We start from the raw sequence: 14,810 nt of genomic DNA, 5'->3' as shown, positions 1-14,810 counted from the left end.
CGCCACCACGGTCTTCAGGTCTACTTAGATGTACTCCCGCTATGGGTTAGCAGTGCTACCGCTTCAGCCGCAGCACCTGCGGGTCGTGGTCGCTCGACTGGTCCGCGTACTCCGCGTTGATGTGGACGATGTCGTAGTCCACGTGGCGCAGGTGGCGGCTGGTGAGCATGTGGTCCAGCACCTGCGAGTTGCCCTGGTAGACGTAGCCGTAGCGCTCGCCGCGCGGCAGCCGGCCGACCAGGTCGGTGAGCACGCCGTTCTTGGTGAGCGCCTTGAGGGCGGGGGAGAACTGGTAGTCGTTGAGGTCGCCGGCCACCACCACGTCGGCCTTCGGGTCGACCTTGAGGACGTCCTCCACGAAGCCGCGCACCGCCTCGGCCTGCTGGACCCGCTGGGTCTCCGAGGTCCGGGCCGGGGGCTGGAAGCGGCTGTCGAGGCCCTGGTCACCGCCCTTGGAGTTGAAGTGGTTGGCGACGACGAAGACCGGGCGGCCCTGGAAGGAGAACTGGCCGACCAGCGGCTTGCGGCTGTTCGCCCAGGCCGCGTTGCCGGGGTCGATGCGGCCCGGCGAGGCGGTCAGGCGGGGCTTGCCGTGGGAGCCGGTCACCTTGACCGGGGTCGTGGCGTCGCCCCCGGCGATGTCGGTGAACGAGACCCGGGCCGGGTTGTAGAGGAACGCGGTCCGGATGTTGCCGCCGGGCTGGCCGCCGTCCTGGTTGTTCGCCGGATCGATCTGCCGCCAGGCGTACGAGGGGCCGCCGGCGGCCTGCACGGCGTCGGTGAGCTGCTTGAGCGTCGCGTTCGCGGAAACGGTGCCGTCATCGGTGGGGCCGTTGTCGTCCTGGACCTCCTCCAGCGCCACGATGTCCGGCGACGCCAGGTTCTTCACCAGCGCCTCGGCCAGCCGCGCGAACTTGGCGGGCGGCGTCTTCGGCGAGAGGTTCTCGACGTTGTACGTGGCCACCGCCAGCTCGTCGGCGCGCTGCTCGCGTGTGGTCTCGCGGGCCGGGCCGCGGTCGGTGAGCGTACCCAGTTCGGTGGCGGCGATCCCGTACCCGCCGAAGTTGTCGTAGTCCAGCGGGCCCGCGGTGGTGCCGGTCAGCAGGTCGCCGGTGTCGGCGACGGGGAAGGGGCGCTGGGCGAAGGGGATCAACGAGGTGATCTTGACCCGGCCGGGGTTGGGGTCCTGGTACGAGCCGTAGAGCGCGCCGCCGCGCACGGTGCGGTTGTGGCGCGGCTCGGCGGTCGCCCACAGCTCGTTGTGCGTGTTCGTCGGCCCGACGACGGACGCGTCGGTGAGCGAGACCCGCATGCCCTCCAGCGACTCATAGCGGTCCAGGGCGTATGCGCCGGGGCGCAGCGGCAGGTTCTCGATGCTCTTGCCGCCCGCGGACGGGGCGTAACGATCCGGCACGGTCGAGGCGTTGAGCTTGAAGGCCGCCGGGAGCGGGTTGCCGGAGGAGTCGACGGTCCAGGTGGCGTCGGTGATCTCGGTGACCGACTGGAGGCCGGCCCGCTCGCCGCCCGGATAGTACTCGCTGACCGTACCGGAGACCCGTACCGCGTCACCGACGGCGGCCTTCGGCGTCTGCTTGCCGGTGAAGACGAAGATCGCCTCACTGGTGGCCGGATTCCGGTCCGGCCGCGGGTCCTGCACCCAGAAGCCGCGGGCCGAGCCGAAGGCCCGTACCGCCGTGACCGTGCCGGGCACGTCCGCGACCTGCTTCCCCGCGAACGGCGACAGGCGGGTGGTGCCCTGGATGTCGTGGATACGGGTGCCCGCGGCCGACGCGGACTGCGGGACCGCGAGCAGCCCGCCGGTCAGCGCGGCGGCGACCACCGCGGTCAGGGTGGCGGACCTGCGCAGCGCGCGGCGGCGGGGCGTACGGGTCGGATGGTGCGGCGGTATCTGCGCGGACACGGCGGGCCTCCGGAAGGCGGGCGAGGGGGTAGGGATGAGCGGACGAGCGGGAGAAGGCGGAAAAGCAGTGGAGCGGAAACGGTCCGGCCGCCTCTACGCGCGTCAATCTCTTGTGTGGCCACCGCAGTTGTCAAGGTTCGCCGGGTGTACGGGCGCGGAAACCCAGGTGAACCGCCCGAGATGCACGGAATTCCGTCTACGCTGGGGCTTCGCACGAGCCGTAGTCCCGACGAGGAGCTGAACCCGAGATGTCCGCAGAGCGCCCCACCCTGCCGCCGGTGCGGCTGCACTCCGACGCGGAGCTGGCGCGGGACGCGCTGAGCGCGCCGCTGTTCGCCCGGGCCGCGCAGCTGGCCCGCTGGGCCGAGCCCGGCGTGCCCGTCGGCGTCGGCGGTGAACTCCTCCAGGAGCAGCTGGCCGCCGCCGTCGAGCAGCTCGGCCTGAGCGCGGACGAGGACGGCGCCGGGTACGCCGCCGAGGCGTGGCAGCTGGCGGTCGACACCGGCCTGGTGGAGATCGAGGAGACCGCCGAGGCCGCCGAGGAGGGCGACGAGCTGCCCGACGACGCCGCGGCCGGCACCGCCGCGCCCGGCGAGGAGCTGGCACTGCTGACCTCCGGCAGCCCGCGGGACATCCTGGACATCTGGCTCGGCGGCATGGAGACCGTGCTCGCCGACGCGGTGGCGCCCGACCTGTCCGAGATCGCCGACCAGATCGCCGACGGCGGCGAACTGGACCTGGACGCGATCGACTGGAACCCGGAGGAGGAGGCCGAGCTCCTGGATGGCATCCTCGGCAACCTCTACCTGCTCACCGCGCTCAACGAGGACCCCGAGCAGGCCGTGCCGCTGCCCGCGCTCGCCGCCTCCATGATCGTGCCGGACGACATGGACGAGCCGACCGACGACATCCTCGAAGAGGTGTCCGAGGCGATGATGCGGCTCGACGACCAGTTCCGGGTGCTGGAGCCGATCGGTCTGGTCGCGTACCGGCCGGTGGACGAGGCGCTGATCGAGGAGCTGGACGAGGACGGCTCGACGGTCAAGACGCCCGAGCCCCTGGAGGACGAGGACGTCTCCCGGTACGGCATGGTCCGGCTCACCCCGCTGGGCGTCTACGCCGTACGGGCCCGGATGCTGGACGCGGGCGTGGACGCCCCGGCCGTCGGCGACCTCACCGACAAGGGCGCCGACGTCCTGCTGGACGCCCTGCCCGGCTACCCCGAACCGCTGGCCCAGGCCGAGTCCGAGCAGTGGCTCGCGGCCCGCAGCCCCCTGGACGCGGCCCGCGACCTGCTCGCCGCCGCCCGCGGCGACGACGAGGACGCGCCGCTGCGCCGGCTGGCCTGCCAGCAGACGCTGTCGCTGTGCGGGCCGGAGGCCGAGCCCGCGCTGCGCGAGGTGCTCGACGACCGGCAGCTCGGCGGTCTGGCCCGGGTGTGGCTCGCCGAGCACGGCGCCACGGACGTCCCCGAGCCGTCCCAGGACATGATCTTCTGGCTGACCGTGGACACCATCGCGGCCCAGCTCGGCGCGGCCGACGCCGCCGAGGAGAGCGCGGCCGAGCTGCGTGCCCTGGTCGAGGGCCTGGTCGGCCAGCACAGCGGCTTCTTCGAGACGGCCTGGCGGGTGGACCACCCGGCGACCGCCGACGTACTGGAGGCCATGGGCCGCCTCCACCCGGACCGCAAGACCGCCAAGGAGGCCCGCAAGGCCGCCTTCAAGGCCCGCTCGCGACAGGGGAGTTGAGGGTTCGGCGGCGGCTCCCGCGAGCTGCCGCGACCGGCGGGCGGCCGGGGCACCTCGGTGCTCCCGCCGCCCGCCGCCTCTTTTGGCGGAGGTGTGCCGTCAGCACACGATCTGCGTCGTGTGGTTGAACGAGGTGGACTGGCCGTTGAACCCGTAGGTGCCGCGGTAGGACAGCGGAACCTGGAACTGGCCGATGATGGTGACCGTCGCGGCGCAGTTGCCGCCGGTGCCCGGACGCTTGGCGTCGATGCGCAGCGAGCTGCCGATCGAGCCGCCGGTGATGTCCCACGGAGCGCCGCAGATGCCGGTGGTGATCCGGCCGCCCGTGATGACGTTGGTGTTCGGGTTGTAGTTGACCTCCATGTCGAAGGTGAGCGCCTGGTTGTGCAGCGCCATCTTCTGGGTGACCTGGAGCGCTTCGGCGGACACGTCGCGCTGGACGGCGAACGCCTCGTCCCGGGTCTTGACCTCGGAGCCCTGGGCGTTGATGAACTGGTGCTCGTGGCCCGGACCCTTCTTCTTCGGTGCTGCGCTTGTCATGACTCTCCCTCGGGCTCGGTGGGTCAGGCCAGCTGCTCGGCGACCTCGACGCGCAGCAGCGTGCGGACGGTCTCGATGTGGTTGACGATGGTGACCGTCGACGAGCCCGCGAAGAGCAGACCGACCGCGACGTTGTCGAGCGAGGTCACCAGCGAACCGGAGTCGCCGCCCGCCGAGATGTTCGTGGTCATGATCTGGTCCTTGAAGCGCGCCGTACCGGCCGTGCCGTAGTTCACGTCGACCGTGGCGTCGGTGGAGACGATCCGCCCGAAGCTGATGTTGGTGGTCCGGCCGGTCTTCTTCACCAGGTCGCCCACTGCCACCGCCGACTTGCGGCGCCAGGCGCGCGGCGCGCCGCTGAAGTACGTCTGGCGCGTGGCGTCCTCGAACTCGATCTTCGCCAGCGCCGCGTCCACCACGTTGTTGTGCTGCGTCAGCGGGATCTGCGGGGCGAACTGGATCGAGATGAACCGGTCCAGCGTGCCGATCCGGTCCGCGGGGTCCGTACCGCCGTCGAACTTGCCCGGCTGCAGTACGGCGCTGCCCAGCGGCGCCCGGTTGGAGTCCGCCAGGACGTGGTTGTTGCTCAGGATGTAGAACTTGCCCGGTACGCCGAGGCCGGGCGCCGGCGGGTTGGTCGCGGCGCCGGGCAGGAAGTCGTACACCACGCTGCCCAGCGTGCCGGCGGTGACCTGGACGTTGCCGACGGAGAAGCCGGCCGGGCAGGGCCGCATCCGGCGCTTGAGCAGCTGCGGCTCCAGGGCGCTGCCGAGCTGGCTCAGCTCTTCGAGCAGCGGCTGGGCGAGCGCGCCCATCCGGCCGCCGTCGCCCATGGGACGGCCCTGCTCCTCGGCGAGCGACCGGCCCTGCTGCCCGCCCGGTACGCGCTGCTGCGGCTGGGCGGAGATGTGGCCGACGGCCAGGACGTCGGTCGGGGTGCCGTCGTCCATCTCGCGCGGGATCACGTCCCGCTCCGGGAGCATCGACTCCGGAACCTTCTGTGTGACGAAGACCAGCACGGCTTCCTCGCCCGTGGGCTCGCCGTTGGTCCACTTCACGCCGTGCCCGAAGCCGACCACGTTCGCGGTCGGGTTCTGCGGGTGCATGAAGTCGGAAAGTGCCTGCTGGCGGGAGGTGTCGCTGACCTGACCTCCAGTGGGTCCGCGCATCATCTCGGGCTGGTTCACACCAGACCACCTCTTCCCCGGTGGGCGTCCCGCGCGGCTCTCAGCCGTGCGTCCGGTGGCACGCGCGAAGGCTCCCGCGTACGGGCGGCTACGGCTGCGGGGCGGGACCGCGTTCGCTTCACGAGCCCGGGCCGCCTGCGGCGGCGGGCTCTCAGGGGAGGGCGGGAACCCGGCACGGAACAGCTCCCCGAACAGCTCCGTACGGCCCCGGGCGCACCGCTCTCCTTACGGGTGATGCAGGTAGGGACTGTCTATTGCGGGGGCCGGTCGGCGGTCAAGGAGGTACGCGATAAATCTTGCGCTTGCTGCGCAGATGCCCCTGATGACCTTGTTTGCCATGATTTTCCGGGGTGAAGGGAAACGCTTCCCGGACATCGTGGCGTCGTACCGGGTTCAACCGCGGTTCGCCGCGGCGCGCCAAGGTGTGAGGCACAGCGCACAGCACTCCCGCACCGGCCCGTACAGGAGATGACATGCCGCTCACCCGCAGAGACTTCGCCAAACGCTCCGCCGTCGCCGGTGCCGGCATCGCACTGACCGGCAGCGCGGGTGTCCTGGCCACCGCGCCCGGCGCCATCGGGCAGGAACTCCCGGAGGGAACGGACAGGTCCGTCCCGGCCGCCGGTGCACGCGGGCGCGCGCCCGGCTACGGGCCGCTGATCGACGACCCGGCCGGCCTCCTGGCCCTGCCCGCCGGATTCACGTACAAGATCATCACCCGGACCGGCGTCACCACACTGGAGACCGGTGAATCCACCCCCTCCCACCACGACGGCACCGCCACCTTCGAGGGCCCGCGCGGCACCACCCTGCTCGTCAACAACCACGAACTGAAGGGCCCGCGAGCGAAGTGGCCGCACCCGGTCCCGCTCGCCGACGGCCTGGTCTACGACCCGGCCGCAGCCGGCGGCTGCACGGTCGTCGAGGTCTCCCGGGACGGTACGCACGTCACCGAACGGGTCGGCATCGCCGGCACCTCCACCAACTGCGCGGGCGGCCGAACCCCCTGGGGCACCTGGCTGACCTGCGAGGAGACCGAGGACAAGGCCGGCCGGAACGGCATGACCAAGGACCACGGCTACGTCTTCGAGGTCGACCCCCACGATCTTCGTGCCGCCCGTGACCCCCGCCCCGTCAAGGCGCTGGGCCGCTACGCCCACGAAGCCGTCGTCGTCGATCCCCGGCGCGGCCACCTCTACCTCACCGAGGACGCCGACCGCCCCAACGGCCTCCTCTACCGCTGGACCCCGCCGCACGGCTTCGAGCACGGCCGCGGCCGGCTGCGCACCCTGGCCGGCGACGCGGGCACCCTCGCCGCGCCCCGCTGCTACGACTCCGGCGGCCGGTTCGTCGACGACCTCTCCCGCGCCACGAAGACCGGCACGGTCTACGGCGTCGACTGGATCGAGGTCCCCGACCGCGACGCGCGCACCACCTCCGTACGCAACCAGTTCGCCGACGGGGAGATCACCCGCGCCCGCAAGCTGGAAGGCATGTGGTGGGCCGACGGCGGCGCGTACATCGTCTCCTCCTACGCCCGCGAGGAGAGCCCCGTCCGCCACGACGGCCAGGTCTGGTTCTACGACCCGCGCCGCCGCACCCTGACCCTGAAGGTCCTCCTCGGCATCAATCCGGACCCCGAGGAGGACGGCGCGTTCGACGGCCCCGACAACATCACCGTCTCCCCGTACGGCGGCCTGATCATCGCCGAGGACGGCGAGGGCATCCAGCACCTGTTCGGCGCCACGGACGACGGCCGTACGTACCCCATCGCCCGCAACGACCTCAACATCGGCACCGCCGAGAACCCCCGGTACAGCGAATTCACCGGCCCGGTCTTCTCGCCCGACGGCCGCGTGCTGTACGCCAATATCCAGGAGCCGGGGATCATGCTGGCGATCAGGGGGCCGTGGCGGCGGCAGAGGTGAGCGTTGCGGCGGTGGGTGCGCTGCCGCCAGGAATCCCGGCCCCGGCTGTCACGTTGTACGAAGAGTGAGCACGCGGACGACGACTACGACGCAGAGGGCCGGGCGGGCGGCTGGGGAGACCGGCGGACTTGGAGCCGGGGAATCCGACAGGCTTGCAGCGGGGGAAACCAGCAGGCTTGCAGCGGGGGAGACCAGCAGGCTTGCAGCGGGGGAGACCAGCAGGCTTGCAGCCGGGGACCGGTCCCCCCGCTACCCCCGCCTCCGATCCACCCCCTTCTCCATCCTCGACCGCTCCCGGACCCGCCAAGGCCACCCGGAGGCCGAGGCGCTCCGCGACACCATCGACCTCGCCCGGCACGCCGAAGCGCTCGGCTACCACCGCTTCTGGGTCTCCGAGCACCACAGCGTGCCGGGCGTCGCCGGTTCGGCACCGACCGTGCTCGCCGCCGCGGTGGCCTCCGCGACCTCCCGCATCCGGGTCGGCACGGGCGGCGTCATGCTGCCCAACCACCGCCCGCTGGTGGTCGCCGAACAGTTCGGCGTCCTCGAAGCCCTCTTCCCCGGCCGTATCGACATGGGCCTCGGCCGCTCGGTCGGCTTCACCGACGGCATCCGCCGCGCCCTCGGCACCGACAAGGAAGCAGCCGGCTCCTTCGCCTCCCAACTGGCCGAACTCACCGCTTACTTCACCGACGGCCCGCGCCCCCACCCCCAGGTGCACGCCCGCCCGGCCGAGGGACTGCGCGTCCCCGCCTTCGTCCTGGCCACCGGCGCCGGCGCGGACATCGCCGCCCGCGCGGGCCTGGCCCTGGTGATCGGCGATCTACGAGGCCGCGAAGCGATGCAGGCCACCATCGACCGCTACCGCTCCACCTTCGAACCCTCACCCCTCTGGCCCCACCCGTACGTCATCGTCTCCGGCACGGTGGCCGTGGCCGAAACCCCCGAGGAGGCCCACCGCCTCCTCCTCCCCGAAGCCTGGTCGATGGCCTACTCCCGCACCCACGGCGTCTTCCCACCCCTGGAACCGGCCGATTCCATCACCGCCCGGGAACCGCACCTCCCCCCGAAACAACGCGCCTTCTACGAATCCGCCCTGACCGGCCACATCTACGGCACGGAGTCGGAGGTGGCGGCCGAACTGGATGAGCTTCTGTCGCAGACCGGCGCCGATGAGTTCCTGGCGACGACGAGCACCTATGACCGGGGGGCGTTGCTGGAGTCTTATGAGCGGTTGGCGAGGGTGGTGGCATTGTCCGGTTCGGGCCGGCCGGACCGGGCAGCGGTATAGCCCCCGCTGTCAGTGCCTGCGGATATGGTCTCAAGCGCGCGGTCGGCTTCCGGGGGCTCCAGCTCTGAAGGGAATGGTTGCCTCCCCGATCTGTCCGGGGGCGGCCCGGAGACTCGTCCGGGACCCAACCGACGTTCGGGCTTTGTCGATGGCCACGGGAGAAACCTGCCAGCGCCGACCGCGCAGCCCGGAACCGGCCATGGCCGACCGATCTTTCGCCTTCCGGACGACCTACCGGACGCCACCGCGAACCGACGGAAGAAACCGGACGAACCACGCGCTACGATCGACCGCCTTCGACCGCCTCACCCACCACCTCCAACGCCAACCCCCACGGATACCCGTCCACCTGCTCACCACCGGTCCCGGGCGCATGCGGCTCCCAAGCACCCGGCCCGTACAGCACCCGCACACCCAGCTCCCGCAGCACCCGCACCGACCGCCGGGTGGCCGGATGCGCGTCCAGGGCCGTCGACCAGAACGGCAGCGCGACCACCGGAAGCCCCAGCCCCACCGCCTCGGTGAGCAGCCCGAGCGCGTACGTATCGGCGATGCCCGCGGCCCACTTGTTCACCGAGTTCATCGTCAAGGGCGCCACGATCACGGCATCGGGCGGCGGATTGCGCTTCTCCTCACCCGCACGGCGCCAGTCACTCCGCACGGGCCGCCCGGAAGCGGCCTCCACCGCAGCCCCATCGACGAACCCACCCGCCTCGGCCGCCGCCGTGGCGATGACACAGACGTCCCACCCGTCGGCAACAGCGGCCTCGACCAGCCGAACCACCTGGGAGGCGGGGGCGGCGGCGCAGGTGATGATGTAGAGGACGGGTGGTGTGTTCACGCGCGTACCTCGGCTCGGTGTGCCAGGGTGCGGAGCGAGGAGAAGCGGCCGGCGCGGTCGCACCGCAGCAGGTCTCCGATCAGGTCCCGCATCACGGGACGGGACCGTACCTCCTGCGGCGCGGCGTGCTCGGCGGCCAGGAGGGCCCGGACGGCTTTCTCCGTACGGCCGCAGGCGTGCAGGGCCAGGGCCACTTCCGACCAGTACGCGGCCTGCCTTTCGGCTACGGCGAGCCGGGCCGGGATCACGGACCGGGCCGCCTGGAGCGCGCGGCCGGCGTCACCGAGCCGCAGTGCTACGGACAGCCGGTGCAAGGCGACGTTGTGGGAGTCGAACGCCGTCCACTGCCGGTTCGTCGCCTCCTCCAGCGACTTGGCGACGCGTTCCGCCTCGTCGAGCAATTCCGCTGCCGCGTCCCGGTCTTCGCCCATCGCGGCGACCCATGCTCCCCGCAGCAGCAGGGCGCCGAGGAGCGCGATGTGGTCGGGCGTCATGCCGCCTTCCTGCCCGCAGAGTTCATCGACGCCTGTAACCGCCACGCGCAGGGCCTGCCTGCGATGGCCCGCCGAGGCGACGGCGTGGGTCAGGATGCGGTGCGTGGAGGCGATCGCCGCCGGGTCCTCGGTACGCCGGGCTGCTGCGGTGGCCTTCTCGGCCGCCACCCAGGCCGATGCGGCGTCGTCGTGCTTGAGGCACAGGGACGCCGCCACGTGATACGCGTGTACGGCGAGCAAGTCCTTGGCGCGCCGTTCGGTCGCTGTGGCCCCGGGAGCCTCGAACTCGGCCATGAGGGCAGGCAGGTGCCGGGCCAGCTGCTCGTACTCGCAGGACTGCATCCGTCGTTTGGCTGTGGCGGTGGCCCGGCGCAACGCCTCGACACTGCGCGGCTCCCGCGTACGTACCGTGCCGGTGAGCGCGTCCCGGAGGCCGTCCAGTGGATCGGTACCAAGGCAGGACAGCACCTCGTCCGCGGTCGTCGGAATCGCCGCCGAGCCGACCACGGCGAGGGAACGGGAGACGAAAGTGCGCCGCTTCAGCCCTTCTTCGGCCGGTGGGTGGGTGGCCGTGCTGCGCGCAGGTGGAAGAGGGCGGACGCGGCGGTGGAACCCCAGAGCTTCGGGCGTGCGGCCGAAGAGAGCCGTGAGCACCGTCCGGGCGGTGGGGTGGGGCCATCCCGGAGTCCCGGACTCCCACCGTCGCACCTGGCGTACGGTCACTGTCGCGCCGGTGCCCAGCTCACCCGCTATGTCCTGAAAGGCGTTCACAAACTCTTCTTGAGTGTGCAGACCCGCCTCGATACGGGCCCGGACCAGCGCAAGATTTCCCGGTGGGCCTGGCATGCGCGCCTCCGCGTGTCGTCCGATCCAGAGTATGCGCGCGAGGAAGCCGTCAGAGCGCAAATGTCCTTACGAATGTCCTGCGTCATTGCCTCGGCCTTTGCCTCGTCAACGCGCGGGCCCAGCGGTGTCCTTGGGCGTATGGCAACTCATCTGGAAGTAGACTCCCCGACCACCCTTCCCGACTGGATCCCCCGCGGAGCCGGCTTGCGCGTCGTACGGGATGTGGCCGTGCTCGGGGTGGACGTGGTGTGGCTCGGGCTGGCGGTGGGGGAGCGTGTGTTGGGGTGGTTGGGGGAGCGGTCCGGGGCGGTGGTTGAGGATCGTCGGCGGCCGGCTGGGATGTGCTGGCTGGTGCCTGCTGGGACGGCTGGCGGGGTGCGGTTGCCCTTGTGGCAGGACGCGGGTGTGGGGGCGGCCTGGTACGTGCCGGGGCTGGAGATGCGTAACGAGCGGCTGCGGTGGCGGGTGCGGCCGGAGGGCGGTGTGCTGGTGACCAGTGCGGTGGCCTTGCGGGCGGCGGTCCTCGCGGTGGGAGCCGTACGGTGATCGGCTGCGCGGACTGCGGCAGGGTGCGGGACGTGACCGTGATCGGGACCGTGCATGCGGCCAGTGGGGGTGGGGCCGATGTGGGGCCGCACGGGGAAACCGGCGCTCGGCCGGAAACGGCTTGAAGGGTACGGCCGCATCAGATCCCTTACGCCCGCAACGCCCGCGACAGCGCGTCAACCGTCACGCCCACGATGGCCCGGAGCTGCGCCGGGCTCGCTCCGGCTCTGCTCATGACGGCGAGCGACTGGTTCACGGCCGCCGCGTGTACGGCGAAAGTCTCGGCGTCCTGGTCGGTCAGTCGGCCGGCCTTCAGTGCGGCGCGCAGGCGCTGGCGCTGGGAGCCGAGCGCCTGTTTGGCGTGTGCTGCGATGCTCGGACTCAGTACTGGAATTGCCATGGCGGACTGGGCGATCAGGCACCCATCAGGCAGTTCGGGATCGGCGATGCGCTTGAGGGTGACGTCGAAGAAAGCGCGAACGGCGGCAACGGGTTCCGAGGCTGCGCACGACAGGGCGGCGTCGTACTTCTCGCCGTAGCGCGCGGCGTAGAGGTCCAGGCAGCGCAGGAAGAGCGTGTCCTTGTCGCCCAGCGAGGAGTAGATGGAACTGCGGTTCAGGCCGGTGGCCCGGGACAAATCGTCCAGTGAGGTGTCGGCGTAGCCGACGCGCCAGAACTGGATCATCGCGGCGTCGAGCGCCGTGTCCATGTCGAACTGCTTCTTGCCTGCCACGCGGCACTTCCTCGCCGATGCGTCGATGGTTCGGGCTGTGGTGCGCGCCATCCTATCTTGAACTAAACAGTTCAAGATGCGTTAGCCTTCGAGCGTGGTCATGGGCTGGCACGCAGGCACGCCGCGCGTACTTCGCGACCGCGAGAAACGCGCCACGTGGTCCCGGCCACCGCCCGTCAGCCACACCGTCCCCACCGCACACCTGACACCGACGGAGGACCCCCGTGACCGGCCCGGCAACCAGCACTCCGCATGTCTTCGAAAGCGACCCCGTCCGCGACCTGCCCCTGCAGCATCTGGACGGATTCACTCACCGCTGGGTCGATGCGGACGGCGTCCGCCTTCATGCCGTCGAAGGCGGACGGCCGGGCGGCCCGGCCGTCGTCCTGCTCGCAGGATTCCCGCAAACCTGGTGGGCCTGGCGAAAGGTGATGCCCGGCCTCGCCCACCGGTTCCGCGTCATCGCGATCGACCTGCCGGGTCAGGGCCACTCCGCGCGTCCGGAGCGGGGCTACGACACGCACGCGGTCGCCGCGCTCGTCCACACCGCCGTGAAGGCTCTCGGAGTGACGGCCTACTCCCTGGTCGCCCATGACATCGGCGCCTGGGTCGCTTTCTCCCTCGCGCTAAATTTCGAGAGCCACCTGCGCCGGGTTGCTCTGCTCGACGCCGGAATTCCCGGTATCACTCTTCCGGAGGCGATTCCCACCGACCCGGACCGAGCGTGGAAAACCTGGCATTTCGCGTTCCACATGGTGCCCGATCTCCCCGAGACGCTGCTTGCCGGCCGCGAACGCGAGTACGTCGGCTGGTTCCTGAGGAGGAAGGCCCTGTCTCCCGATACGTTCGGCGACGCCGAGATCGACCACTACGCGGCGGCCATCGCCGCGGACGGCGGCCTGCGCGCTTCCCTCGCGTACTACCGGGACGCCGCGGAGTCGGCGCGCAAGAACCGCGAGGCGCTTGAGCGGCAGCACCTGACCGTGCCCGTCCTCGGAATCTCCAGCAGCCACGGCTCCGTTCCGGATATGGCCGCCTCCATCAGCCCATGGGCCGACAACACCACCCGGATCATCGTGCCCGACGCCGGACACTTCATCCCCGACGAGCAGCCCGAAGCTGTCACTGCCGCGATAACGGACTTCATCGCCGTCGACGACTGACCCCGTCGAACCCACCCGATAGCGCCGCCCCTGGGAACCTGTGCAACCCGCGGTTCTTGAGGCTTGAGACAGGGCGGACGTGGTGCGGAGTAGTGTCCGGAAAGCTCTGACCGGGCTGAGACGCAGAGGCCCGAGGACGGGGCGGGGACCTGTGGTCGAGGCGGTGCCGAAGTACACCGCCGGTCAGTGAACAGTGAGCCCCGGCGCGCCTCGCGCCGGGGCCGTGAATAAATCGTCTACGGGCCGGAGGCTTTCTCCGCCGACCCGTAGTTTCCTACAGCGCCGCACCCCCCGGCTTGACCATTCCCCGGACCGTGCGCGCGTCCACGAATTCGCCCATCGCCGTCATCTCCCATTCGCCGGAGAACTGGCGGATGAGCTTCGCCATCATGACGCCCGTGCGGGGCTCGGCGTGGGTGAGGTCGAAGCGGACGAGTTCTTCGCCGGTTTGGGCGTCCACCAGGCGGCAGTACGCCTTGGCGACGTCCGAGAACTTCTGGCCGGAGAAGGAATTGACCGTGAAGACCAGGCCGGTCACCTGCGGGGGGATGCCGCCGAGGTGGACGGTGATGGATTCGTCGTCGCCCGCGCCCTCGCCGGTGAGGTTGTCACCGGAGTGCTGGATCGCGCCGTTCAGGATCTGGAGTTTGCCGAAGAAGCAGTTGTCGACCTTCTTGCGGTCCGGGCCGTAGGCGATCACGGAGGCGTCGAGGTCGATGTCCTTGCCGCGGTAGGCGGGCTCCCAGCCGAGGCCCATGCGGACGGAGGACAGGAGCGGGCGGCCGCCCTTGACCAGGGAGACGGTCTGGTTCTTCTGGAGGCTGACGCGGCCCTTGTCGAGGTTGATCTTGCCGGTGCCCGGTGCGGGAGCAGGCGCGGGCGCAGGGGCGGCTGCCGCGGGAGGCGGCGCCATCGGCGCCGGGGCGCCGGTGGGCGGGCCCCACTGGGCGGCGGGGGCAGGCTGAGGTGCGGCAGCCGGCGGTGCCGGGGGAGCCTGCGGGGCCGGGGGTGCCTGCGGGGCGGCGGCCGCGGGCGCCGCCGGTTCCTCGACGTTCACGCCGAAGTCGGTGGCGATGCCGGCCAGGCCGTTCGCGTAGCCCTGGCCCACCGCGCGGACCTTCCAGGCGCCGTTGCGGCGGTAGACCTCGACGACCACCAGGGCGGTCTCCGGGCCGAGCTGCGGCGGGGTGAAGGTGGCGATGACGCTGCCGTCGTCGGCGTTGCGGACCGTGCCGGTCGGTTCGGTGCCGGCGAAGGTGGCGCCGGGGGCGTCCAGGCTGGCGGTCACGACGATCTTCTCGATGCCGGCCGGTACCGCGGCGGTGTCCACGGTGATCGTGTCACCGGCGCCGCCCGCTCCGGACGTGTGGGTCACGCCCGGGCCGGCCGGCTGGTTGTAGAAGACGAAATCGTCGTCGGAGCGCACCTTGCCGTCGGCGGTGAGCAGCAGGCCCGACACATCGAGCCGCACGGGCGCGGTGACGTCCACCGCCACCCGCGAGGCGGTGAGCGGGAGGTTCGAGCCAGGAGTCATAGCGGTCATGCCGGGGATAACGAGCGGCCTTTCTTTGC

At 71.1% G+C, this 14,810-nt stretch carries 12 protein-coding genes; 5 read left to right on the top strand and 7 right to left on the bottom strand.

Annotated elements, in window-relative coordinates; all coding sequences use genetic code 11:
* Nucleotides 1-55 precede the first annotated feature (55 nt).
* Nucleotides 56-1,921: an endonuclease/exonuclease/phosphatase family protein gene (locus tag ADK86_RS12000; RefSeq protein ID WP_420718844.1), complete on the bottom strand. Its 1,866-nt coding sequence runs from the start codon at nucleotides 1,919-1,921 to the stop codon at nucleotides 56-58.
* A 248-nt stretch (nucleotides 1,922-2,169) separates the two neighbouring features.
* Between ADK86_RS12000 and ADK86_RS11995 the strand changes: the two genes are divergently transcribed.
* Complete coding sequence (locus ADK86_RS11995) at nucleotides 2,170-3,669, top strand: hypothetical protein (protein ID WP_053696581.1); 1,500 nt, start codon at nucleotides 2,170-2,172, stop codon at nucleotides 3,667-3,669.
* Between the two features lie 99 nt (nucleotides 3,670-3,768).
* Here ADK86_RS11995 and ADK86_RS11990 read toward each other — a convergent pair whose 3' ends face one another.
* Nucleotides 3,769-4,209, bottom strand: coding sequence for a hypothetical protein (locus ADK86_RS11990; RefSeq protein ID WP_053696580.1), 441 nt, complete (start codon nucleotides 4,207-4,209; stop codon nucleotides 3,769-3,771).
* Between the two features lie 23 nt (nucleotides 4,210-4,232).
* Complete coding sequence (locus tag ADK86_RS11985; RefSeq protein WP_078882863.1) at nucleotides 4,233-5,396, bottom strand: hypothetical protein; 1,164 nt, start codon at nucleotides 5,394-5,396, stop codon at nucleotides 4,233-4,235.
* 473 nt (nucleotides 5,397-5,869) lie between these two features.
* On the opposite strand from ADK86_RS11985, the gene ADK86_RS11980 reads away from it, so the two are divergent.
* Both ADK86_RS11980 and ADK86_RS11975 read left to right on the top strand, forming a co-directional pair.
* Nucleotides 5,870-7,324: an alkaline phosphatase PhoX gene (locus ADK86_RS11980; RefSeq protein WP_053696579.1), complete on the top strand. Its 1,455-nt coding sequence runs from the start codon at nucleotides 5,870-5,872 to the stop codon at nucleotides 7,322-7,324.
* Nucleotides 7,325-7,604: 280 nt separating this feature from the next.
* Nucleotides 7,605-8,615 (top strand): LLM class flavin-dependent oxidoreductase, encoded by a 1,011-nt coding sequence (locus ADK86_RS11975; protein WP_053696619.1) that lies wholly within the window; start codon nucleotides 7,605-7,607, stop codon nucleotides 8,613-8,615.
* Between the two features lie 280 nt (nucleotides 8,616-8,895).
* Here the strand turns inward: ADK86_RS11975 and ADK86_RS11970 are convergent, their stop codons facing one another.
* Both ADK86_RS11970 and ADK86_RS11965 read right to left on the bottom strand, forming a co-directional pair.
* Nucleotides 8,896-9,456: a flavoprotein gene (locus ADK86_RS11970; protein WP_053696578.1), complete on the bottom strand. Its 561-nt coding sequence runs from the start codon at nucleotides 9,454-9,456 to the stop codon at nucleotides 8,896-8,898.
* On the bottom strand, nucleotides 9,453-10,721 hold the full coding sequence (locus tag ADK86_RS11965; RefSeq protein WP_159393836.1) for a hypothetical protein: 1,269 nt from the start codon (nucleotides 10,719-10,721) through the stop codon (nucleotides 9,453-9,455). Before ADK86_RS11965 ends, ADK86_RS11970 begins: the two co-directional genes overlap by 4 nt.
* A gap of 450 nt (nucleotides 10,722-11,171) precedes the next feature.
* On the opposite strand from ADK86_RS11965, the gene ADK86_RS43080 reads away from it, so the two are divergent.
* Nucleotides 11,172-11,342 (top strand): hypothetical protein, encoded by a 171-nt coding sequence (locus ADK86_RS43080; protein WP_159393835.1) that lies wholly within the window; start codon nucleotides 11,172-11,174, stop codon nucleotides 11,340-11,342.
* A 148-nt stretch (nucleotides 11,343-11,490) separates the two neighbouring features.
* Here the strand turns inward: ADK86_RS43080 and ADK86_RS11955 are convergent, their stop codons facing one another.
* Complete coding sequence (locus ADK86_RS11955) at nucleotides 11,491-12,075, bottom strand: TetR/AcrR family transcriptional regulator (RefSeq protein WP_053696575.1); 585 nt, start codon at nucleotides 12,073-12,075, stop codon at nucleotides 11,491-11,493.
* Nucleotides 12,076-12,299: 224 nt separating this feature from the next.
* Between ADK86_RS11955 and ADK86_RS11950 the strand changes: the two genes are divergently transcribed.
* On the top strand, nucleotides 12,300-13,238 hold the full coding sequence (locus tag ADK86_RS11950; RefSeq protein WP_053696574.1) for an alpha/beta fold hydrolase: 939 nt from the start codon (nucleotides 12,300-12,302) through the stop codon (nucleotides 13,236-13,238).
* A 274-nt stretch (nucleotides 13,239-13,512) separates the two neighbouring features.
* Here ADK86_RS11950 and ADK86_RS11945 read toward each other — a convergent pair whose 3' ends face one another.
* Nucleotides 13,513-14,772, bottom strand: coding sequence for a TerD family protein (locus tag ADK86_RS11945; RefSeq protein WP_053696573.1), 1,260 nt, complete (start codon nucleotides 14,770-14,772; stop codon nucleotides 13,513-13,515).
* Between the last annotated feature and the right edge of the window lie 38 nt (nucleotides 14,773-14,810).

The organism is Streptomyces sp. NRRL F-5755, assembly GCF_001279365.1.
In the GTDB taxonomy this organism is placed as follows: Bacteria; Actinomycetota; Actinomycetes; order Streptomycetales; family Streptomycetaceae; genus Streptomyces; species Streptomyces rimosus.
This window is presented reverse-complemented; position numbering and strand designations above follow the sequence as displayed.